Consider the following 21,501-nt stretch of genomic DNA (forward strand, 5'->3'; position numbering starts at 1 on the left):
ACTAAAGTCTAAGTTGTATACTTTCCTTTACAAGAAAAAACTTGATTTAAAGGTTCATTCTCATAGAATAGGTGCTAAAATAGGAGGTGGATGAATGTCAGAAGGTGCAGCCCAACAACAGGCACAGGCAACACAGATAACCGAACAGGTAAAAAAAGAAATGCAGGTGGGAGAGATTATTAGTGATCTCGCTCCGGAGGATCAACAAAAAGTCAGAGAACTTGCCAAACAGATTAACATAGATGATTCCCAGATGGTAATCCAGTACGGAGTGGAAGCTCAAAAAAGCATTTCTGAGTTTTCAGACCAGGTTCTTTCACAAATCAGGGCCAAGGACACCGGGGAAACGGGAGAAATACTTTCCAGCCTGATGCTAAAAATGAAAGATCTGGATGTAGACAGTTTGAGTGAGGAAGATAGCTTCATCTCCAAAATCCCATTTTTAGGCTCTCTTGTAAACTCATCCCGCAAATTCATTGCCCAGTATGATACCCTGAGCGAACAACTGGAGAAAATCATCGATGAGCTGCATAAATCCCGGATGAATCTTATCAAGGATATAACCCTGTTTGATAATATGTACAAGAAAAACCTGGAATATTTCAGGCAGCTCAATCACTACATCCTGGCCGGAGAATTAAGGTTAAAAGAACTACAGGAGAAAGATCTACCCGAATTACAGAAGAAAAGCGAGGCCAGTGGAGACCCCGTAGACGCTCAAAAATACCAGGACTTTGCCCAAATGGTAAATCGTTTCGAGAAAAAAATTCATGATCTCAAACTAAGCAAAATGTTATCTTTACAGACCGGTCCGCAAATCCGCCTTATCCAGAACGCAAACCAGGTTCTGGTAGAAAAAATTCAGAGTTCCATTTTAAATACAATTCCCCTCTGGAAAAACCAGATGGTGATTGCAATAGGTCTCTTACGCCAGAAAAAGGCTCTTTCTGCCCAACAGGAAGTTACGAAAACTACGAACGATCTTTTAGCTAAAAATTCCGAAATGTTAAAAACCGGAACCATCGAAGTTGCAAAAGAAGCAGAAAAAGGCATTATTGAGCTGGAAACACTGAAGAAAATAAACAATGATTTAATTTCTACTATCGATGAAACTATCAAAATCCAGGAAGAAGGGAAGAAAAAACGCAAAGAAGCTGAAGGCGAACTTTCTCGCATGGAAGATGAAATTAAATCTAAGCTTTTAGAAATTAGATAAGAAGGAAAATTATGCCGGAAAATGAAAAAGAACAGGAAGAAAAGGCCTGGGCAAGACGGGCCCACCTTTCTTTACTCTTAGCTTATCCCCTTTTATTTGTACTCTTAATAAAGGGTGTCGCCTTTCCTTTTGTAATCAGTATGCTCGTGAGCATGTTTTTTCCCATTTATATCTGGATAGCAAAAGGTGGGAAATCCGAACTTGTAAAAGCCCATGCACAGGAGGCTACCTTTCTTCAAGCTTTTATGGCCCTTCTGGGTTTTGCCGCAGGTCAACTCTGGGGAGGAAGTGGAGTCACTGACAATATTCTTGCAACCTTCAGTTATTTCGGACTTTCCCTCTATCATCTTGGTTCGGTAATAACCGGTAGCATTAAGGCATCCTATAAAAAGTTTTTTAATTATCCTTTGAGTATTTTTCGCTTTTTTAGAAGCAGGCGTAAAGACAAAGAGGAAGAAGAACGGATTCTCAAAAAAGTCGATGCCCATACTGCTAAAATGTATAAAGAGGTCATGGCTAATGGGGAAAAGCAACTTTCAGAAATTCGAGATATTTCTAAAAAAATCGTAGATCCCGGTATCAAGCGAAAAGTGGAAGAAATCACGGGTCTAATTGAACAAATCTTTGAGAATTTTAAACAGGATCCCGCGGATATTAAAATGTCAAGGCAATTCCTCTCCTACTACCTCGATACTACCATGAAAATCCTGAGACAGTACAACAATCTGTCTCAACAAAAAGTAGTATCTAAAGAATTAACAGAATCCTTACAAAAGGTAGATAGACTCCTCGACTCCTTGAAAGAAGCCTTTGAAAAACATTATGCGAAACTCCTTTCCAATGACATTATGGATCTGGATACAGAAATCACCGTTATGGAAAAAACCATGAAAATGGAAGGCATGTAGATATACGGGTTCAGGCATGCCTGAACCCTTTGGGATACAAAATTTATTTAATTTTTGTTTCTTTTACCTGCTGTATTTTTCCGTTTTTATAGACAAGAGTTCGATTTACAATAGAAGAATAAATGGGTTTTCCGCTGCTGTCCTCATCATCTGTGAGTTCTTCTCGTTCCTCAATCATAGTATTTCCTTTTTTATCTTTTTGAAATTTATATAAAAAAACCTGGGAAACAGGCGGATCGGCTCCTCCTACTTTCTTTCTGAGAAGGTTCGCTTTTTTACTTCCGACTTCGTATAACAAATACTGAGTGGAACTCGGACAGGAATCACCTTCATTTAGTTTCAACAGAAGCAAAGAAAGTCCTTTTCCCGGATAATCTTTCTGAAATGAAGCAGAGAGGCTGGAGACGGGAATACTTGGAATCTTTACTGTATAGGAAAGTTTGTTCTGAGAAAAATAGCGTAGAGAAAAAGATTTGGGATCCTTTTCTTCCTGGCCTAAAAGGAAAAAGTCTGTTCCCTCGCCTGAAAACTTATGCAGGGCAATGAAAGTTCCAAACATATAACCAATTTTTCCCTCTTTATTTTTCACCTTATACCAGGGGTTTTCTCTCTGTCCTATCTTTTCCGTTTTTTCTTCCCGGTTTAAAAGAGTGATTTCCTCTCCATCTTTTAGACCGTAAACTTTTTTACTCTTCGTAGTTGCAGCCGAACGTACATTAATCCTTCCTCCAAAAGCATAGGCTTTCTGATTCTTTTCGTAATAAGACGCAGTGGCAGAATTGGAAAGGGATACTTCCTCCGCATATAAAAAGCTAAAGAAAGACAAAATTAACCATAGATTCAGTAAAAACTTACTCATACAAATTCCTCTTTATAGGTTTATCCGGTTAAGTATTCAGGATAATTTTTATAGGAAAAGAGTTTTTTCGTTTTCCTTTTTTAATCTTTTTCGATTCATGGATCTATGCTCGGGCATTCGCCCATCTTAACCCAATGGAATTATTATTTCTCTACCTGTTTGTTGCGATTTTCTTTTCCTTTTTTTGCTCTCTCTTAGAATCCACTATCCTGAGTGTTACACCGGCCTATATCAGTATTAAAATAGAAGAAGGAAAGAAATCCGGACACGAATTACAAAAACTCAAAGAAAATATTGATAGACCCCTGGCTGCCATTCTTACTTTAAATACCTTTGCCAACACCCTCGGTGCTGCCGGAGTGGGAGCCCAGGCGCAGGTCGTATTCGGAAACCAATACCTATCTTTAATTTCTGTTTTACTAACTCTGACTATTCTTATTATCTCAGAAATCATTCCCAAAACCCTGGGAGCAAATTACTGGAAAACACTCGCTCCTATGGCAGCAGCTATCCTGAAAGTCCTTATATACTCACCGCTTTACCCGGCCATTCTTGTAAGTCAGTATTTAACCGGTATCTTAAAATCAGATACAGAAAGAAGCAGCGTTTTGAGCAAAGCCGACTTTGCCGCCCTGGCGAAAATCAGTGCCAGAGAAGGAATGCTAAAACAGGAAGAGTTTACGATTATCCAGAACCTTCTTCGTTTCAATAGCTTCAAGGCGGAAGATGTCATGACACCCAGAAATGTATTACATGCAGCCCCTGAAGATATAAGTTTAAAGAAATTTTACGAAACCACAAAGAATAACAATTTCTCCCGGATCCCTATCTATACCGAAGATATTGACCATATAACCGGCTATATCCTGATGAACGATCTTCTAAACGAACTTCTAAAGAAAGACGAACCCAAACAAAAAAACCTCAAGGACATAAGTCGAAAAATCCTCGTAGTCTATAAACACCTGCCTATCCCCCGGCTTTTTAATAAGCTATTAACCGAGAAAGAGCATATTGCTCTCGTAACCGATGAGTATGGTGGAACTGTAGGAATTGTTACTATGGAAGATATCATGGAGGCACTTTTAGGGCTTGAAATTATGGATGAACTAGATAATATCGAAGATATGCAGTCTCTGGCCCGCAAAGAGAGAAGAAATAAATTAAGCAATTAAACAGGATATGAGTATGAAAATCAAAGATTTAATGACCAAAAAGGTGATTACGATACCCCAGGATACTCCGGTACTCGATATGGTTGAAATGTTTACGATGAATCGAATCCACCATATTCCTGTCGTAGATATGGAGCAAAATATTATAGGAATGATTTCCAACAAAGATGTAGAAAACTATATTACTATCGTACAAACCATTAAAGCCAAGGATAAACCGGTCATGGCCAAAGAGATCATGACCCATCCAATTTTCTCCTATTATGAAGATGTTTCTGTTGTAGATGCCGCTAAAGCTATGGTAGACAACAAAATTCATGCAATCATAGTAATGAATAGGAAAGATGAGATGGTTGGAATTCTTACCTCCACAGATATACTACGGTTCGTAGCGAGTTCCTAAAAATTCTATAATTCCGGATTACACATTTCTGCAAGCCTCCATTTTTTCTGTGCATCAAGCGAGCCACCAATGGCTCGCCTACTGTGAAAAAGCAATCCTGACTTTTGGAAGGGACACTATTCCTGAATAAAAATCCGAAATCCTTCTATTCAAAGTGCATTCAGACAAAATATAATATTCCCTACATTTTTATCCTCCCAATCTCGAATATCGTATAACGTATTTTTCTCAAAATCATCGTTCAATATATTGAATTTTTATCCAATAACATAGTTATTTTTTTAGAAAGCGGCAAATATAATAAGGTTTGACATCCCAGAGGCTTAAAAAAAGCTGGTCATATAAGCGAAAAAAAATTTTGAAAACAGGAAGGAGGGTTCCCATGAAAATCCTCGGCACAATAATGATTTTAATTACAGTGCTTGCAAACTGTAACCCGGAAACAGGAAGCAGGGCAAGCAAAGAAGAAGCGAAAGTTATAAATCCCTGTATAGAAAGAAAAGCAAGGGAATATAAAGAAAAGAAACAGGGTACAAATTGTCTGAATTGCAATGCAGATTTAGGTGTTTCTTTAATTCAAAACAGCATTGAAAATGAAGCCGGTGAAATTATCAGCGAAAGTAACCTGGCAAGTTTCGAGAAAGAATGTACTGAAGAGCTAAAAAAACTTGCTCAAAAAGAAATTGAGCCAGAACCGGAAAAGCAACCCAAGCATAGCCGTTTTGAATTCTCCCGTGATGGTAAATATTCCAAAATTATCTCTATTATTGAGGAAGAAGCAGCCAAACAGGGAGTAGAAGCAGCTCTTATTAAAGCTATCGTACGAGCTGAATCGAACTTCAACCCCAACGCAAAGTCCCATGTAGGAGCAAGAGGGTTGATGCAGCTTATGCCTGCCACTGCCAAGCGTTTAAAAGTAAAAGACATTCTATCACCACGTGATAACGTCAGAGGTGGAACTAAATTTATGAAATACCTGATAGGAAAGTTTGGCAATTTGGATTTGGCTGTAGCTGCTTATAATGCCGGTCCGGCTGTAGTTAAACGTTATAGAGGGATTCCTCCTTATAAAGAAACCATTAATTATGTAAAAAAAGTAAGAAAATACTATAAGGAATTTAAAAAAGAAGAGAAATAATTTAGCGAAAAAATTTTCTTTATAAGCAAAAAAAACTTGAAAAAAAAGAAAATCATGTTTTCTTTGAAAAGAGATTCTATGTCTAACTATTTGGGGAGGAAACTCCCCAAATAAATAAAAATAAATAAAATAGAATGGTGATAGAAAATATGGTAGACAAAACAACGCTTAAGAAAATTAGCACAATCAAAACTTTGGATGATTGGATAACTTTTACAATCAAATCTGACCTTTCCGCTCAAAAAAAAGGATATCTAACTAAAATCTGGTTGAAAGACAATAACTTTTCTAAAGCCGATTTAGATGCAGCGAAAAAGCACAATGAATTCTGGAAAGAACGTGCCAGTAAAAACACTCTAACCAGAAGGAGAAAACTGGAAACTCCGGGTAATCTGAGCAAAGCAGGAAAACCCTGGACCGAAGTGGAGCTTGCAAAGCTTAAAGAAAACATAGATAAACCTGAAAAAGAGCTTATCAAGCTGTTCAAGCGCTCTCTGCAATCTATAAATTCCAAGAAAAAAGTTATTCGTATGCAACTAATGGGAATTGATGTAGATAATACTGGAAAATCCTGGAGCAAGAAAGATATTGAAAAGCTGAAAAAAAATATAGATAAACCCAATATAGAACTGGCTAAAATGTTCAAAAGAACTACACAGTCAATTCAAGGAAAGAAAAAAGAACTCAGAAATAAGGCTGAGTAATTTCCATCATAAAAGAAGGCAAGAGCATCTGCCTTCTTCTATTTTCTTTTGTAAATTTCGCTTAACTTCAATCTATTCTCTTCTTTAGTAAATCCGGACCTTCCCTATTAAGATTACTAAAAGTTCTTTCAAAAAACTAATTCCATACGTCTAAATAGATTAAAGATTGGGTAAAACCATAGCTCGAATTCGACGGATAAATAAATGAAATGACAGATTTTCTAGAGAATTATAGAGTAGAAAAAAGGGGAATTTTATGAGCAACGATAGAGATTTTCACGGACTCGGTGACGAGTTTGACCCCGAAAACGAGGATCTAGAAGATTTTGATACGGATGATTCCGTCTCCATCATTCGCATCCAGGGCAAAAAGAAGTTTTTAGACTGGGTAAAAGATACCTATGAAAACATGGATTCTCCAATAGAATTGGAAGATGATGAAATTCTTAATCATGTTGAATCTTTCCATGTCCCATCTTTCATGAACGATGAAAATATAGAAGACTTCTTTACTGAATTCGGTAAAGACGTTTTTCATTTTATGTTTGCAAAATACATACGAAATAAGGATTTTTTCCCGGCCTATAGCGATAGAAACTCACTTGAGGAATGGTTCCATATACAAATCGATGGATATATACAATCTTTTGAAGAGGTTTTAGACTTTTTAGACGAAATTGATGGTAAGGTTTTATAAAATTAGCCGAATTCATTATTGTATAAAAAGGAAAGAGTAATGGAAGAAAATGAATTTGAAGACTTACAGAACCCATCTCAAAAAAAACCTCTGGATAGCCGCTGGCAAAGACTCTCCACCCAATTTTCCGTTCAATTCTTAGTTCGAATTCATTTTAGAAGGTATGAGTTTGATATTGTTCGAAAACTCATTTTAACCAGCAGGATCAATAAACTTCAGGATTATCTTTTTATACGCAATACCCTGAAAGAAATGGAATCAAAAGTTGAATTTGATCCAATTCTTCAGTATCATGTAAAAGAAATGATAGAACTTCGTCGGCTTGCTCAGGCAAAAATTAACATTATGCGAAAAAGTGAAACAAGCCAGGAAGAACAGACCTAAACCAGATACCGATGTGATCGGGCGAGTTCAAAAAACTCTTTAAATATATAATCTGCATCATGCGGGCCTGGTGAGCTTTCGGGGTGATATTGCACCGAAATGACCGGGAGATCTCGAACTTTTATCCCCTCAATGGTTTCATCGTTCAGGTTTACATGAGTGATAGGAGTTTCCGAATTATCTCCACCTACTACGGTAAATCCATGATTCTGGCAGGTAATCTCTACCTTATTGGTGCGGGTATTTTTTACCGGTTGATTTCCTCCCCTGTGACCGAACTTCAACTTCTCTGTTCTACGTCCCATGGCCAGACCTAAAATCTGGTGCCCCAGACAGATTCCAAATACCGGCTTCTTGGATTTGAGTATCTCTTTCGCATTCTCAATGCCATACTCAACCGGTTCCGGGTCACCGGGTCCATTCGAAAGAAAGAAAGCATCAAAACCCTGAGACAAAAGTTCTTTTGCCGGTGTTCTAGCCGGAAAAACTTTCACATCAAAGCCAACCTCATTCAATTTCCTTAATATATTAGTTTTTATTCCGAAATCATATACAGCTAATTGCAGATTCCCCTTACCTTTCGTTCCGAACTCATAAGCTTTTTTGGTGCTCACTTCTTTAGCCAGATCGAGCCCTAAAAGACCCGGAAATTGAAATACTTCTTTCCGAAAACTTTCAGAAAAGGATTCTCCAAAGAAGATACCTCCTCTCTGGGCTCCTTCCGAGCGAATGATTCGGGTTAATTTCCTGGTGTCCACCCCCTGTATGGCCGGAGTTTTATAACGAATTAAAAATTCACGAAGGGTTTCCTTACTGTTAAAATTGGAAGGATAGTCTACATACTCTTTTACAATGAGACCACTCACCTGAATTTTATCGGATTCCATGTCTTCATCACAGATCCCATAATTTCCCACCATAGGATACGTAAGGGTTACTATTTGCTTGCAATAGGAAGGATCGGTTAGAATTTCCTGGTAACCTGCCATAGAAGTATTGAAAACCACTTCCCCCACAGAGGAAGCTTCGTAACCGAAAGATTCTCCCTCAAACACTTCTCCGTTTTCCAGAACTAAAAATGCTTTCATTTAATATTACATGTTTCATACTGTTCTATACAGGTCAATTAAATGCTTTTTGATTCAGGTGATAAATCTTTCAAAATTCTTTTCGGTGAAAACATAAACCATGATTTATTACCCATAGAAATTGAAGGTAAAAAATACTATATTCCCGGTTCCGTTTGCTTGCTCCGGGGTTTTCACTACATTGCTTTAACTACAGAAGAGTTTGAAATTAGCTTAAAAAAGCACTGCTGGAATGGAAGTTGTGAAAATTGTAAATGCGTATTTGATGACGAACAAATGGGCATAACGGAAGGCCTGTCCTGTTTAATGAATGTAGATAGAAACTTAAAGCTACTAAACCTTCCCTTTACGATGAAACGAAAAAAGAATAAATAATTTCGCTTAACTTCCAAATGATTGTTAAAAAGCTATGTATTATACCTTAATTTATTTTCAATGAGTCTCTGTCCAAACCGATAGCTAGGTAATTATCTTTTGTGTCTTTCTTTCTAAGACCCATGACTCAAACCATGGATCTTAGAAAGGGAAATAATTTGGAGAGTTAGTGCTCCCCTGTTAATAATTCGTTCGATTTTCTCAGGCACTTTCCCTATAAGATTTTATATCCCAATCAACATCAATAAGGCGAACTGTCGATACATTTTTTCTGAGCATAATACAATCTCTTCTATGTATGGTAACTCCTCTTCCTCGTGTAACATAACCCAGTATTTGATCTCCCGGTTCCGGAGCACAACAGGAAGCGAAACGAAAAAGTATATTCCTATCACCTTCTATAGAAATTGTATTACTCTCCTTTAATTGTGGAGGCTTGGGTTTTACGGGATGCCTGTTTTTATTTCCATTAAGAAGAAGGTGACGTTTTCCTGTAAATCCAGGAGGAAAAATTTGTTCTTCGCTTCTTTTTTCTGATTCTAAGGATTTTAAATACCTGCGAATTTTTTGTCTGGCAGAGCCGGAACGAACAAATTGCAACCAATGGATCGAGGGTTTTTGTTTTTTATCAAAAATAATTTCAATTTTATCTCCCGATTGTAATTTGTATTGTAAGGGAATCATCCTCTGATTGATAATAGCTCCTCTTGCATGTAATCCGAGTTGAGTATGTACTTTAAAAGCAAAATCTAAAACAGTAGAGCCGGGCTTTAATCGAATCATTTTTCCGATAGGAGTAAAGACTATAGTTTCTTTCACTTCCCCATTAGACTCTGAATTATTTTGCAGCTTTAAACCTTCTTTATAAACCCAGTGAGCTGCTACACCCAGTTCGGCGATTCTATCCATTTCGAAGGTTCGTATTTGAACTTCTATAGTTCTTCCCCTCTCATCTTTTACTGTAGTATGAATAGATTGATACATATTTTCCTTGGGTTTACCTATATAATCCTTAAAGCGACCGACTATAGGAGACCAGAGGGTATGAATCAAGCCCAGAGCTTTATAACATTCTTCCACAGAATTCACAATGATACGGATGGCCTGAATATCAAAAATCTGTTTGATATTCTTATGTTTACTCTGCATTTTTTTATGAATAGAATAAAAATGTTTGGCTCGCCCAATTATCTTTGCGTAAATATTCTGTTCGCGAAGAACTGTTTCGGCAGTCTGAAGAATAGAACGAATATATTTATCTCTCTCTTCCCTTTTTTCGGAAACCAGTTTTTTTAATTCAGAATATGAGTTTGGCTCTAAAATTGAAAAAGCAAGGTCTTCTAATTCCCATTTCAAAAGATAAACTCCAAGTCTTCCGGCAAGAGGAGCATATAAGTTTCGCGCTTCTTTTGCAAGAGTAATTTGTTCATTTCCCTGCACATGTTTAAGGGTTCTTAACTTCCAGACAATTTCTGCCAGTTTAATTACAAGTACTCCCGGTTCAGAGGTTTTTTCCTGTATGAGTTTTCGTAAATTCTCAATAACAGTCTTTTTTATTTTTTTCTCTCTTACAAATGTCCCCGGTTGATTTACGAAGTCTAAATCATTCACTCCGTTCAAAAGGGCCATAACTTCGATACCAAATTCCCTACCAATAAATTCTGTGGAGCGAACACCGGCTCCGTGCAGGAATCCTGCCAGTAAAACCTCTGTGTTTACCTCTAGTTGAATAAGAATGCAGGAAATAGGGATAGAGTAGCATTTACTGAAGTCGAACTCTGAAAAATCTTCACAGTGTTCTCTGGCTACTTTTCTGGCCTCTTCCAGTAATTGGAATGTCTCTTCCGGGTATTTTGTCTTTAATGTATCAAGCAAGAATTCAAGACTAATATTTTTCTTGCTTATGCTCATAATCACCTCCGGAAATTTTATTGCCCGGTAAAGCTAAACCGGTTTACCAGTTTAGACCTCAGAAGAATAAAATTACAACTTGTTTTTTTAAAAATAAATTTTTACGATGTAATGACAAACAGTTTAATTTTTAAGCATGTTGCTTTATAAGTAGGTAAAGGATGAAAGAAGTTTTCATTTTGATTTTTATTTTCATTTCGTTTTGTGGTCCGCCAAAACCTTTAAGTCGAAGCTCAACTTCAATAGCTAGCACTGCAAACCTAACAGAAGAAGAAATCACAAAAAAATTACACTCTCCTATCTGGACTGAGCGTTCGGGAATTCTCGTTGAAATACAGAGAATAGAAGGAAGGAAATTTATTCCGGAAATTCGTAAATTGCTGGATACAGATCCTGAAGCAGCAGTCCGGGGAACCGCTGCTTTGGTTCTTTCTCATTTTCAGGATGAAACATCCTGTATCAGAATTGCTCGCATGTTAGAAGAAGATAAAGTAGTTTCTCCTGAAATTCTCCTGGATGCATTATCCAAATTTTCAGAACCAAAGGTAGTAAAGTATATACTTCCCTTTATGGAAGATGATTCAAATACACGCAGATTGCTTGCAATGAAAGCTTTGATCCGAAACCAAGCTACATTTGAAAAAAACAGTATCCTGAAAATGGCGAACCAAAATACAGATCCCCAAAAAGCAAAAACCTACGCCATGTTGATAGGAAATTTAAAAATAAAAGAGGGTGAATCTTATTTAATCAAACTTGCTAATAACAGTTCTCCCTCTCCCACTCTGGCAGCAGCTTATCTGGCTCTGGGTAGAATTCAGAGTCAAAAAGCAATTCCAATCTTAGTAAATGCTTTAAAAGCTAATTTTCCAAAGGGAATAGAAAACGCCGAGCTTGCTTTAATTAAAATAGCTTCTCCCAAAGTGAATCGTCTTGTATTACCTTTATTAAATAATGAACAGGAAGAATTAAAAATTATAGCCAGTAATATTTTGGCGGAAATTCCGGATGTAATAACAGCAGAAGTTGTTTTGTCTCGTTTACAAAAAAAAGAATCGAAATTGATTCCTTACTTAACGTTTATCCTGGGAAAATATAAGTATACAAAAGCGAGAACCAGGATTGAAGAATTTCTATTGGATACAACTTTACCGGGTAGGGAGAAAATTGCCCAATCTCTGGGTTGGATGGGAGAAAGTCAGAGTGTTCCAACTTTGTTAAAGGTATTAAAAGAGGAAGAGGGAGAGGGACGATATGGAGCTGTCTGGGCCCTTGGAATACTGGAAGCCAAAGAAGCCCTGGAGCCCTTAAAAAATGCGGTTGAAAGTTCGGACAGGAAATTATCCCTTCTGGCTATACAGGCTCTATCCTCTCTTCGATTAGAGGATTCTCTAAATGTTTTAGAAAAAAAAACAAAAGAGAAAGAATCCGCTTATTTTGCCTATTCGGCGATCGCCAACATTCCGGGACAGAAGGCCCTGGATATTCTACATGAGGGAGCAAAAAAATCAGACTCTTCTATGAGGCGAGCTGCTTTTCAAGCTATGGAGCAAAGAAAAGATGGTCAAAGTATTCCTTTTCTTATCTCTCAACTGGAAAAGGAAGGAGAAAGTCAAAATCGCTCTCTTATTATCGCTGCTTTAAACCATATAACCGGCGAAAAAATATATCAGGTTCAAGATTGGAAAATTTGGTGGGAGAGAAAAGGGAAATAAAAAAAGGTATATCTAAACAAACTCTACATAAAAAAAACTATGAAATAAAATTAAAGAGATTTAAAATGGCTAAAAAAATATAAGAGGGATATTTTAAATGAAAAAAATAATAATCTTTTTAGTATTATTATCAACCAACATTTTTGCAGAATCCGGATTTACACTGAAAATTTCTTCCGAAAGTGTAGATTCAGCAGCCGTGAAAAATGCAATTCAAACAAAAAATGCAAGGTTAACCAATGAATTAATAAAAGGCAGTTTTTTTAATGAATTGCCCATGGATGCGGGCAAAATGAAGGGAACCGGAATTAACCTGGATTTTAATTTTGGATCCGGATTCCTAACTAACCATATTATTCTTGGCTATGCTGGCTTAAAGAATGATAGTATCAGTTCTCTTCAGCTCGTATCAAGTGCTACAGCCATAAACTTTTTTTCAATAAATATGGCTATCAACACTCAGGGTAATTACCTGGTTTCTTATAATAATAATAAGCTGGACCTGGGAAACCTCGGTTACCTTGCTGATTTACATATTTTCAAGGGAAGAAACGAAAAATACCTCGAAGGTCTTCGGCTCAGATTAGGCTTCGTAATAAGGGCAGATGCCGCCAAAATCAATGCACCTTATACCATGGGAAGTACTTCCGGAGTTATTAGGATGACTAGTTCTGCTACTACAGGAGGTTCTCCAACGACTACAGTTACTCCTATTGCTACTAGCGGTTTAAATATTCCGGACATGTATGCCATTACCAACTCGGAATACTATGCAGAAATCCCTCTGGGTTTCCTATACACCCTTCCTATCATGGACAGACATAGCCTGGATCTGGGGCTTGAGTATCGTTATGGAAAAGGACTGGGAAAATACGAAAATAAAAATACGGCATCAGTTTCAATCTTTCCTGGTATGCCCGCCATGCCCGGAACAATAAAATTTAAGGGAGATAATGAACTGGAGATTTCCGGAACCAATATGAGTATCGCTTATAATTACCAGGCCAATGAGAAATTCTCTTTTGGTATTGGTTATTCCAGTTCCAGTGTGACTCATAAAATAGCCAAATCCAAAGTAAAAAACAAAGACGCTGTAGGTTTTATGGATTTGCTTTCCGGAAACATGCCAAAAATTATTGCAGATTCTATGGCACCCTTAGGCCCGAATCCTTCCAATGTTGACAAAAGGCAGAGCATATTCCTTTCTATGAATATGAAATTCTAAATAGTCTTTTTTTAAGTAGATGTGCTATTGGGCACATCTACTTTATTTAGGCTTAAGCGAAAACTGAGCGTTCTGAATCGCACCGGCAAAGTAGAGAGGAAGAAAAATTATTTTTTTTTCTGCTATTAAGCCCGGAAGTCGAGATGAAAAAACTATAGAGTAGGGAGTTTCCGGGTTTAATTCAAAAAGTTGATGTAAGCTTTTCAAAGAACCGGCACTTCCACTTTTTACTTCAATAGGAATCGCTTGATTCTCTTTTTCTAAAATATAATCTACTTCTGCATTACTGCTTTTTTTATCTTTATACCAATATCGTAATTCATTAAATCCGACAAGGAGCTCCTGTCCGACAAATTGCTCTGCCAGAGCTCCCCTGTATAAATTCGATAGGTTAGTTTCCAAAATTTCATGGGCAGGTAGTATTCCTCCTAATTGTTGCCATAAACCGATATCCAGTAGGATTATCTTAAATTTTTTATGGTTGATTTGGGAATTCAAGGGAGGTTCCAGGCTGTGTATGGAAGGGACTTTTGTAATTAACTTTGCTTTTATAAGGGTTTCGAGAGCTTTTTTAACAGTAGGTGAGGAAAAAGAATCAGAAAGGTTCGTATATTTAATCTGATTACCAATATTTTTGGCTGAGTTATAAAAAACATCTTCTATGCACTGTTTGTCAGACTGAGGTGCATATTTAGAAAAATCTTCCCGGAATGATTGAAGTAATTCTTTATGGATTTCATGAGATTCGAGGATACTGGCTGTTTCCCGGAAAGCTTTCACACTTTCCGGCATTCCGCCAATAAAAAAATAGGTACGTAGTTCTCTTAAAAGAATATCATGTTCCCATTCATTTATATCCATCGATACATTTGAAATAAGAGTGGCTGCTTTATCGTTTCCGGTAGCCAATAAAAATTCCTGAAAATTTAAAGGATACATATTCAGAAATTGAATCCTTCCAACAGGGAATGAAATTTCTGATATTGAAAATTCTAATAAAGAACCTGCTGCAATAACATGCAGCTCTTTCATTTCTTCATAAAAATATCTGAGAGCTATAATTGCATCGGGACAGGCCTGGATCTCATCAAAGAATAAAAGGCTTTTTCCCGGTATAATAGGCTTTTTTGTAATAAGCTCCAAAGATTGAATGATTTTTTGGGGTTCCAGGGAGTTTTCAAAGATTGTCCTTATATTCCTTTCTTTTTCAAAATCAATCACAACCGTATGCTGAAAATATTTTTTGCCAAACTCTTTTATTGTATATGTTTTACCAACCTGTCTGGCTCCTCGAATAATAAGGGGTTTGCGCCTGTCAGAATCCTTCCATACTCTCATCTTATATTGAATTAATCTTTCCATTTAACCAGTATATTTTAAATAGAGCTTTTAAAAAGTAAAGGATGATTTTATAAGTATCCTTTAAAAAATAAGGGTTATTTTTATTGAAATATCAAAAGTCACTCCACTTGAAAAAAAATCTTGTTCAAACATCCGCTATTTTAAAAACTTAAAAACTATGCTAAGACGAATCAAATTATTTCTTCTTCCGCACCTGATTAGCCTTGTGCTAATGATGACAGGCTGGTTTATTAGTATTTTCTATGTTCGCTGGGACAGACTTGCCATGGATTCCTTATTAAACACCTGGACAGTAGCCGGGCTTGTTTTCATTTTAATTGGTGCATATATTCCCGATACAGTTCGACTTTTTCGAAAAAAGGAAGATAAAACAGAGAAACCAATAAATGAACCCAAACCGGAAGAAAAAGTCATTAATCTGAGTGTTCAGGAGCCTAAAAAACTGGAGAAAACAGATTGAGAATAAGTTTTCTTTTATTTCTAATTTTATCCTTTTTTTGTAAGGAGAAGACGGAAAATAAAAAACCACTTTTAGCAATGAAAAAAGAATCCAAACCCAGATTAATTTTTTTTGGAGATAGCCTGACGGCCGGTTATAAATTACCTTCCGAGGCATTTTCATTTCCATCTTTAATTTATGCAAAGCTGAAAAAGGAAGGTTATTCCTATGAGTATGTCAACGCAGGCCTGAGTGGAGATACAACTTCAGGCGGACTGGAAAGATTGGACTGGGTGATTTCCGAAGGAGTAGATGTGTTTGTCCTGGAGCTCGGAGCGAATGATTCTATGAGAGGAATTCCGATTCCGCTTATTAAAAAGAATCTGACTGCCATTATACAAAAAGTTCGGGACAAAAATCCAAAAGTAAAAATTCTATTGGTTCCCATGAGAACGTTTCCAAATTTAGGACCGAGATACACACAGGATTTCTATAAACTTTATGTAGAAATCTCCAAAAAAGAAAATGTTCCACTAAGTCCCTTTTTACTAGAAAAGGTAGCCGGAATTCCTTCCTTGAATCAGAGCGATGGAATACATCCTACAGTAAAAGGACATGAGTTGTTAGCAGAAACATTGTACCCTTCTGTTCAGAAATTGTTAGCAAAATAAATTAAGTTTTTAGTTTACAAATATAAATAGGGAAATTAAATGGTCACATACCATCTTTGCGGGAATAGCTCAGTGGTAGAGCACCTCCTTGCCAAGGAGGGGGTCGCGGGTTCAAGTCCCGTTTCCCGCTCAACTCTATCCTTTCTACATAAATGATACACAATGGAATACACAGTAACCAAGAACAATAACGCCTCGGTAGATCTAAATTTTACCTTCACCCCTGATGAAATTGAAGCCGCTTTTCAAAAAGCCTATCAGCAAGCACAGAAAACTGCTAATATAAAGGGTTTTCGAAAGGGCAAAGCGCCACTTGATATGGTAAAGCGGATTTTGGGAGAATCTGTATCGGAAGATGCTATTAATATTCTTTTGTCCGATACAATGAAAGATTTATATCCGAAATTAGAGCATACTCCTTATTCACATCCAAGGTTTGAAGTTGAAAAGTTCAAGAGGAATGAAACCTTAGTAGCTAAGGCGAATTATGAAACTGCACCTGTTGCTGAAATTGGCGAATACAGGAATATACCTCTCGAAACTTACGAAATTAAAGTAAGTGACGAAGAAGTGGATAAAGAAATCCAGCAGATTCAGTCAATGCTCGTGAAACTTCAACTAAAAGAAGAGTCCGAAGTATCAGCCGGAACCGATATGCTGGAAGTAGATATTATAACTTATCCAAAAGGTGAAGATAATAAGAAGGAACAATTTCCAAAAAGTAATATTCGCTATTTCATCGGAAAACCTGATAACCCTCCCGGTATGGATGTAAACTTCCTTGGTTTAAGAGTTGGAGAAGAGAAGCATTTCGAGTATACATACCCGGAAGATTATGCGAACCGACAATTTGCAGGAAAAACATTTCAGTATGAAATAAATGTACAGGCCATTAGCTCGGCTACCTATCCGGAGATTAACGATGAATTAGCTATCGAATGGGATGGAACGCAGACCCTGAATGAGCTCAAAGCAAAAATAGCTTCTAATGTTCAAAGCTATTATGCTAATTATTTCCGGGAAAAATATACTGCTATCATTTTAGATAAAATAATAGAAAATTCTCACTTTGAGATCCCCCGTTCTTTGATTCTTACGGAAGCCAATAATATCTTCCAGGATCATTTGCATAGGAATAACCTTCCTCAAATGAACCTCGCTGAGTTTGCCGAGAAAACCGGTGATGATAAGGAGAAGATACTCGAAAATCTCGAAAAAGCAGCCAGCAGAAGAATTAAGAATTTTCTTTGTTTAAACTCCATTTCTAACAAGGAAAATATTTCTGTATCTGATGAGGAAGTTCTTGAGTATTTTGGAAAGCTTCAGGGCGAAATTGAGAATCCGGGCCAAAGACAGTCGGAACCCGGAAACGAAGAAAAAGCCAGAATTTCCGAAAACCTTCAATTTAAAAAAATATTTGATTTTCTAATCGATAATTCAGATAAGAAACTGGTTAAAGAAATTTCTGTAGCAGAAGCCAACCAGATACTATCATCGAAAGAATAAGGAAAAAAACATGAGTTTAATGCCATACGTTATCGAGCAAACCAGCAGGGGAGAAAGGCAATATGATATTTTTTCGAGGCTTTTAAAAGATCGAATTATTTTTATCGGCCATCGAATTGATGATAATTATGCCAATTTAGTAACCGCTCAACTTCTCTTTCTGGAAGCAGATAATCCGGAAAGAGATATATATCTCTACATAAACTCACCGGGTGGCTACATTTCTTCCGGTCTGGCTATCTATGATACCATACAATATATAAAACCGGAAGTAAGAACTCTATGTATTGGAGAAGCAACTTCTATGGCCTCTCTACTTCTGGCCGGAGGTTCCAAAGGAAAGCGTTCAGCTTTACCTAATGCCAGGATTATGTTACACCAACCTTACGGTATGGCAACAGGTCAGGCCAGTGATATTGAAATTGCTGCTAATGAAATTACCCGTGAAAAGAGAAACATGATCGAAATCTACAGTCGTCATACAGGAAAACCATCAGAGACTATAGAGAAAGATATTGAAAGGGCCTTTTATATGACAGCAGAAGAAGCAAAAGCCTACGGACTTATTGATAATGTTATAAAAGACAGAAAGAATACTTCTGAAGAAAAGAAAGACAACGCCTGATTAAGTCAATATGAATAAAGAAAAACTACATTGCTCTTTTTGCGGTAAAGAACAGGATCAGGTGAAAAGGCTGGTTGCAGGACCGGGTGTTTACATCTGTGATGAGTGCATCAGTCTTTGCAATGAAATCATTTCGGAAGAGCCGAATCAGGGTCTGGATAAACCCGCTCTTTTGGGTGAAGTTCCGAAACCGAGGGATATAAATAAAATCTTAGATCAATACATTATAGGTCAGGAAAGAGCCAAAAAGGCAATGGCAGTTGCAGTCTATAATCACTATAAAAGAATTCATTATAATTCTAATAAAAATGATATTGAATTAGACAAATCCAATATTCTACTTATCGGACCCACCGGTAGTGGAAAAACTCTCATGGCTCAGACTCTCGCCAAAATCCTAAAAGTTCCTTTCGCTATTGTAGATGCTACAGCTTTGACGGAAGCTGGCTATGTAGGGGAAGATGTAGAGAATATCATTCTGAAACTTATTCAGAATGCTGATAATGATGTAAAAAGAGCAGAGCTTGGAATTATCTATATTGATGAAATTGATAAAATTTCTAGAAAAACAGATAGTGCCTCTATTACAAGAGATGTAAGCGGTGAAGGGGTACAACAGGCCCTGTTAAAAATTATTGAAGGAACTGTTGCAAATGTTCCTCCCCAGGGAGGGCGTAAACATCCTCATCAAGAATACATTGCTGTTGATACAAAAAATATTCTATTTATTTGCGGAGGGGCTTTTGTAGATCTGGATAAGATTATCAAAGCTCGTATCGGAGTAAAGAATATTGGCTTTGATAACCGAAATTCTGAAATTTCAAAAGATATTCCGGACTCAGAAACCCTACAACATGTAATTCCTGAGGATTTGCTGAAATACGGTTTGATTCCTGAATTTGTGGGAAGACTTCCTATTATTGCTACGTTACAGGAAGCAGATATTGAATCTTTAAAAAGGATTTTTACAGAACCTAAAAACTCTCTTATGAAGCAGTATATGCAGATGTTTGAGATGGAGAATGTAACTTTAAAGTTCACAGATGATGCCATTGAAGAAGTCGCCAAACAGGCAATAAAAAGAGAGTCGGGAGCCAGGGGTTTGCGGGCTATTATTGAAGACATCATGCTTGATATTATGTTCCAGATACCTTCTCGCTCAGATGTAATGGAAGTAGTGGTGACAAGAGAAACCGTAGCGAATAAAGAAGAACCCCTTTTCATTCTTAAGCCTGACGAAAAAATAGCCTGAATTCGGTAAGGAAAGCGAGCCATAGGTGGTTCGCCAGGCCCTTTGCTTTCTCTCCATTTCTAAAAAAGCGAAAAGCTCATAATTATTTTTGAAATCTTTCCGAAAAATAGTATGATGGACTTCTTAAGAAAACTTAATCTCCGTAAATATCTTGATTTTTTAGATGAGCTGGTAAGTAAAATTCCCGAAACCATAGCCAATCTTTTAAAAGCAGTTTTTTTCATTATTATAGCCATAGGTGCTGTATATGGGATTTATATTGGCTGGTCTTATGGTAAAAAGAGCGCATCACAGGTCGGTCAGGATCTGGCTAAAGATACCCGAACTCTTTTTAAGGAAGAAATAGAAAAAGAATACAACCGTAAACGAAAAAATATTCGGATGCCGGATATGTCCGAGTTATTAAATGATTCTCAATACAGGGAAGAGAATCGTTATGAATACTTCCAGAATAAGGAAACACCCGGAGTAAATGCTGATTTAATTGAGAGTGATAGAAAACTCCTCGAAAGTAAATCTTTACGCACAATTAAGCAAAAAGATTCCGGAGCACCCTTATACGATATTGAAGATAAAGAAGTGGAATCTAACCCGATTTCTGATTCGAACTATTTACCTGGAGAAGAAAAACCCAAACCTGCTATTTCAGAGGATCTGATTGATGGAGAAATGACGATTCGGGAAAAGGATAAAAAACCCCAGGTCTTAGAAAGAACACGGAAAATCGATTTCATAGATAAGCCTGATACAAAGAAGGGTAAAACAGAAGCACCATCAGAAGAAAGTCCAAAGCCAGCAGAGAAAAAACCAGAATTGGAAAAAACGGGAGAAGCAGGTTCACAATGAAATTTTATATCCGTTTTTTTGCTTTCTTACTTTTCTCGACGATTTTATTTGCGGAAGATAAAGAAATTTTTTTACCTTTTCCAAAGGATTCTACGGAATCTTATGCACAGGAAAAAAGTCAGAACAATACGGAAGAGAATAGTTCTGCTGAGAATAAAATTTCGAAAGGAGACTCCTCTTCTTCCGGTGAAATTAAAAACTCATCTGGTTTGAAGCGTTTATCCGGTGAGGGAACAGAAGAGTCAGAACTACCTAATTTAAAGGATATTAAAAGAAAGGCAAAAGGCAAAAAGAAAAACAACGATGAATCTCTTCCTCCTTTTGAAAGGGCAAAGTATTATATCAATCGTTCCAGGCTAAAAACCGGTGGAACAGAATTAGATGAATCTATCAGTAAACAGGGAGTATTTGCAGATAAAGCGAAATTGGATAAGATAAGACTACTGGCCCTGGATAGAAAAAAATCCGAAGCTGAATCGCTTATCACAGGTCTGGATGCCTCCCGGGAAGATTTGAAATTTCAGGCGTATTTTGAACTGGGAAATGGATTAGAAAACTCGGGTTCCTTTAAAGAAGAAAAGGATGAAGCAATTCCTTACTATTTAAAAATTATTACAGAAGCTCCGGAGGGTTCTGAACTAATTCCGAGGACTTTATGGACTATTGCCTCTTTGCATTATAAAATGGCTGAATACCGACAATCCCTGGATTATTTATCCCGTATTATTTTACACCATCCGAATACAGAGTATATAGATGATGCTGTATATCTCAGTGCCCTTATTTACGAGCGAGGAGATCAGACTGTCAAGGACCATGAAAAAGCCAGAAAATACTATAATATTTTTTTAAACAGTCAATCAAATCCCTATTTTAAAAAAAGTATCTATTTAAAGGAAGTTAAACAGAGAAAAGGGAAATTCTAAACGAAAGGGGAACCTGTCTCTGTCGTCGCCCATCCATCGCTCCCTGAGTGATTGTGTAACAATTATATCGAAGGGG

22 protein-coding genes and 1 tRNA gene are annotated in these 21,501 nt (G+C 37.0%); 19 read left to right on the forward strand and 4 right to left on the reverse strand.

All coding sequences use genetic code 11. The annotated features are described in order from the left end of the window. Window positions 1-160: 160 nt before the first annotated feature. Window positions 161-1,216, forward strand: a complete 1,056-nt coding sequence (locus H7A25_19085) for a toxic anion resistance protein (protein ID MCP5502013.1) — start codon at window positions 161-163, stop codon at window positions 1,214-1,216. 11 nt (window positions 1,217-1,227) lie between these two features. Then, on the forward strand, window positions 1,228-2,124 hold the full coding sequence (locus H7A25_19090) for a 5-bromo-4-chloroindolyl phosphate hydrolysis family protein (protein MCP5502014.1): 897 nt from the start codon (window positions 1,228-1,230) through the stop codon (window positions 2,122-2,124). A gap of 43 nt (window positions 2,125-2,167) precedes the next feature. Here the strand turns inward: H7A25_19090 and H7A25_19095 are convergent, their stop codons facing one another. Further along, complete coding sequence (locus tag H7A25_19095) at window positions 2,168-2,983, reverse strand: SH3 domain-containing protein (GenBank protein MCP5502015.1); 816 nt, start codon at window positions 2,981-2,983, stop codon at window positions 2,168-2,170. Window positions 2,984-3,117: 134 nt separating this feature from the next. Between H7A25_19095 and H7A25_19100 the strand changes: the two genes are divergently transcribed. From H7A25_19100 to H7A25_19125, 6 genes are all read left to right on the forward strand, one after another. Beyond that, the gene (locus H7A25_19100) at window positions 3,118-4,158 is read left to right on the forward strand and encodes an HlyC/CorC family transporter (GenBank protein MCP5502016.1); all 1,041 of its coding nucleotides are present in this window, start codon (window positions 3,118-3,120) and stop codon (window positions 4,156-4,158) included. A gap of 13 nt (window positions 4,159-4,171) precedes the next feature. Further along, window positions 4,172-4,561, forward strand: a complete 390-nt coding sequence (locus H7A25_19105; GenBank protein MCP5502017.1) for a CBS domain-containing protein — start codon at window positions 4,172-4,174, stop codon at window positions 4,559-4,561. A gap of 403 nt (window positions 4,562-4,964) precedes the next feature. Beyond that, window positions 4,965-5,699, forward strand: coding sequence for a lytic transglycosylase domain-containing protein (locus H7A25_19110; GenBank protein MCP5502018.1), 735 nt, complete (start codon window positions 4,965-4,967; stop codon window positions 5,697-5,699). 134 nt (window positions 5,700-5,833) lie between these two features. Continuing rightward, on the forward strand, window positions 5,834-6,403 hold the full coding sequence (locus tag H7A25_19115; GenBank protein ID MCP5502019.1) for a hypothetical protein: 570 nt from the start codon (window positions 5,834-5,836) through the stop codon (window positions 6,401-6,403). 256 nt (window positions 6,404-6,659) lie between these two features. After that, complete coding sequence (locus H7A25_19120) at window positions 6,660-7,100, forward strand: hypothetical protein (GenBank protein ID MCP5502020.1); 441 nt, start codon at window positions 6,660-6,662, stop codon at window positions 7,098-7,100. A gap of 39 nt (window positions 7,101-7,139) precedes the next feature. Continuing rightward, complete coding sequence (locus H7A25_19125) at window positions 7,140-7,484, forward strand: hypothetical protein (protein MCP5502021.1); 345 nt, start codon at window positions 7,140-7,142, stop codon at window positions 7,482-7,484. Here the strand turns inward: H7A25_19125 and carA are convergent. Next, complete coding sequence (gene carA, locus H7A25_19130; GenBank protein ID MCP5502022.1) at window positions 7,481-8,572, reverse strand: glutamine-hydrolyzing carbamoyl-phosphate synthase small subunit; 1,092 nt, start codon at window positions 8,570-8,572, stop codon at window positions 7,481-7,483. The two genes, H7A25_19125 and carA, sit on opposite strands and share 4 nt — an antisense overlap. Window positions 8,573-8,614: 42 nt before the next feature. Between carA and H7A25_19135 the strand changes: the two genes are divergently transcribed. Then, window positions 8,615-8,947: a hypothetical protein gene (locus H7A25_19135; protein ID MCP5502023.1), complete on the forward strand. Its 333-nt coding sequence runs from the start codon at window positions 8,615-8,617 to the stop codon at window positions 8,945-8,947. A gap of 201 nt (window positions 8,948-9,148) precedes the next feature. Here the strand turns inward: H7A25_19135 and H7A25_19140 are convergent, their stop codons facing one another. After that, window positions 9,149-10,858, reverse strand: coding sequence for a bifunctional (p)ppGpp synthetase/guanosine-3',5'-bis(diphosphate) 3'-pyrophosphohydrolase (locus H7A25_19140; GenBank protein MCP5502024.1), 1,710 nt, complete (start codon window positions 10,856-10,858; stop codon window positions 9,149-9,151). 161 nt (window positions 10,859-11,019) lie between these two features. On the opposite strand from H7A25_19140, the gene H7A25_19145 reads away from it, so the two are divergent. Together H7A25_19145 and H7A25_19150 are read left to right on the forward strand one after the other, a co-directional pair. Next, window positions 11,020-12,573, forward strand: a complete 1,554-nt coding sequence (locus H7A25_19145) for a HEAT repeat domain-containing protein (protein MCP5502025.1) — start codon at window positions 11,020-11,022, stop codon at window positions 12,571-12,573. 97 nt (window positions 12,574-12,670) lie between these two features. Beyond that, complete coding sequence (locus H7A25_19150) at window positions 12,671-13,798, forward strand: hypothetical protein (protein MCP5502026.1); 1,128 nt, start codon at window positions 12,671-12,673, stop codon at window positions 13,796-13,798. A gap of 42 nt (window positions 13,799-13,840) precedes the next feature. Here H7A25_19150 and H7A25_19155 read toward each other — a convergent pair whose 3' ends face one another. Continuing rightward, window positions 13,841-15,160 (reverse strand): ATP-binding protein, encoded by a 1,320-nt coding sequence (locus H7A25_19155; GenBank protein MCP5502027.1) that lies wholly within the window; start codon window positions 15,158-15,160, stop codon window positions 13,841-13,843. 157 nt (window positions 15,161-15,317) lie between these two features. Here H7A25_19155 and H7A25_19160 point away from each other — a divergent pair, with 157 nt between their 5' ends. From H7A25_19160 to H7A25_19195, 8 genes are all read left to right on the forward strand, one after another. After that, window positions 15,318-15,620 carry a hypothetical protein gene (locus H7A25_19160; protein MCP5502028.1) on the forward strand — a complete coding sequence of 101 codons (303 nt, stop codon included), beginning with the start codon at window positions 15,318-15,320 and terminating at the stop codon, window positions 15,618-15,620. 77 nt (window positions 15,621-15,697) lie between these two features. Further along, on the forward strand, window positions 15,698-16,270 hold the full coding sequence (locus H7A25_19165) for an arylesterase (protein ID MCP5502029.1): 573 nt from the start codon (window positions 15,698-15,700) through the stop codon (window positions 16,268-16,270). 58 nt (window positions 16,271-16,328) lie between these two features. Further along, a tRNA-Gly gene (locus H7A25_19170) sits at window positions 16,329-16,400 on the forward strand. 32 nt (window positions 16,401-16,432) lie between these two features. Next, the gene (tig, locus tag H7A25_19175; protein MCP5502030.1) at window positions 16,433-17,776 is read left to right on the forward strand and encodes a trigger factor; all 1,344 of its coding nucleotides are present in this window, start codon (window positions 16,433-16,435) and stop codon (window positions 17,774-17,776) included. Between the two features lie 10 nt (window positions 17,777-17,786). Next, window positions 17,787-18,401, forward strand: coding sequence for an ATP-dependent Clp protease proteolytic subunit (locus tag H7A25_19180; GenBank protein ID MCP5502031.1), 615 nt, complete (start codon window positions 17,787-17,789; stop codon window positions 18,399-18,401). 10 nt (window positions 18,402-18,411) lie between these two features. Further along, the gene (clpX, locus tag H7A25_19185; GenBank protein MCP5502032.1) at window positions 18,412-19,653 is read left to right on the forward strand and encodes an ATP-dependent Clp protease ATP-binding subunit ClpX; all 1,242 of its coding nucleotides are present in this window, start codon (window positions 18,412-18,414) and stop codon (window positions 19,651-19,653) included. Between the two features lie 111 nt (window positions 19,654-19,764). Beyond that, window positions 19,765-20,499: a hypothetical protein gene (locus H7A25_19190; protein MCP5502033.1), complete on the forward strand. Its 735-nt coding sequence runs from the start codon at window positions 19,765-19,767 to the stop codon at window positions 20,497-20,499. After that, window positions 20,496-21,425 (forward strand): tetratricopeptide repeat protein, encoded by a 930-nt coding sequence (locus H7A25_19195; GenBank protein MCP5502034.1) that lies wholly within the window; start codon window positions 20,496-20,498, stop codon window positions 21,423-21,425. Before H7A25_19190 ends, H7A25_19195 begins: the two co-directional genes overlap by 4 nt. The last annotated feature ends 76 nt before the right edge of the window (window positions 21,426-21,501 follow it).

The organism is Leptospiraceae bacterium (assembly GCA_024233835.1).
Lineage (GTDB): Bacteria > Spirochaetota > Leptospiria > Leptospirales > Leptospiraceae > JACKPC01.

Coding starts and splice junctions, on each gene's coding strand:
- H7A25_19115 (MCP5502019.1), top strand. CDS start 5,834: ATGGTGATAGAAAATATGGTAGACAAAACAACGCTTAAGAAAATTAGC.
- clpX (MCP5502032.1), top strand. CDS start 18,412: ATGAATAAAGAAAAACTACATTGCTCTTTTTGCGGTAAAGAACAGGAT.
- tig (MCP5502030.1), top strand. CDS start 16,433: ATGGAATACACAGTAACCAAGAACAATAACGCCTCGGTAGATCTAAAT.
- H7A25_19145 (MCP5502025.1), top strand. CDS start 11,020: ATGAAAGAAGTTTTCATTTTGATTTTTATTTTCATTTCGTTTTGTGGT.
- H7A25_19135 (MCP5502023.1), top strand. CDS start 8,615: ATGCTTTTTGATTCAGGTGATAAATCTTTCAAAATTCTTTTCGGTGAA.
- H7A25_19180 (MCP5502031.1), top strand. CDS start 17,787: ATGAGTTTAATGCCATACGTTATCGAGCAAACCAGCAGGGGAGAAAGG.
- H7A25_19110 (MCP5502018.1), top strand. CDS start 4,965: ATGATTTTAATTACAGTGCTTGCAAACTGTAACCCGGAAACAGGAAGC.
- H7A25_19085 (MCP5502013.1), top strand. CDS start 161: ATGCAGGTGGGAGAGATTATTAGTGATCTCGCTCCGGAGGATCAACAA.
- H7A25_19160 (MCP5502028.1), top strand. CDS start 15,318: ATGCTAAGACGAATCAAATTATTTCTTCTTCCGCACCTGATTAGCCTT.
- H7A25_19105 (MCP5502017.1), top strand. CDS start 4,172: ATGAAAATCAAAGATTTAATGACCAAAAAGGTGATTACGATACCCCAG.
- H7A25_19125 (MCP5502021.1), top strand. CDS start 7,140: ATGGAAGAAAATGAATTTGAAGACTTACAGAACCCATCTCAAAAAAAA.
- carA (MCP5502022.1), bottom strand. CDS start 8,572: ATGAAAGCATTTTTAGTTCTGGAAAACGGAGAAGTGTTTGAGGGAGAA.
- H7A25_19190 (MCP5502033.1), top strand. CDS start 19,765: ATGATGGACTTCTTAAGAAAACTTAATCTCCGTAAATATCTTGATTTT.
- H7A25_19095 (MCP5502015.1), bottom strand. CDS start 2,983: ATGAGTAAGTTTTTACTGAATCTATGGTTAATTTTGTCTTTCTTTAGC.
- H7A25_19195 (MCP5502034.1), top strand. CDS start 20,496: ATGAAATTTTATATCCGTTTTTTTGCTTTCTTACTTTTCTCGACGATT.
- H7A25_19150 (MCP5502026.1), top strand. CDS start 12,671: ATGAAAAAAATAATAATCTTTTTAGTATTATTATCAACCAACATTTTT.
- H7A25_19165 (MCP5502029.1), top strand. CDS start 15,698: ATGAAAAAAGAATCCAAACCCAGATTAATTTTTTTTGGAGATAGCCTG.
- H7A25_19100 (MCP5502016.1), top strand. CDS start 3,118: ATGGAATTATTATTTCTCTACCTGTTTGTTGCGATTTTCTTTTCCTTT.
- H7A25_19140 (MCP5502024.1), bottom strand. CDS start 10,858: ATGAGCATAAGCAAGAAAAATATTAGTCTTGAATTCTTGCTTGATACA.
- H7A25_19090 (MCP5502014.1), top strand. CDS start 1,228: ATGCCGGAAAATGAAAAAGAACAGGAAGAAAAGGCCTGGGCAAGACGG.
- H7A25_19120 (MCP5502020.1), top strand. CDS start 6,660: ATGAGCAACGATAGAGATTTTCACGGACTCGGTGACGAGTTTGACCCC.
- H7A25_19155 (MCP5502027.1), bottom strand. CDS start 15,160: ATGGAAAGATTAATTCAATATAAGATGAGAGTATGGAAGGATTCTGAC.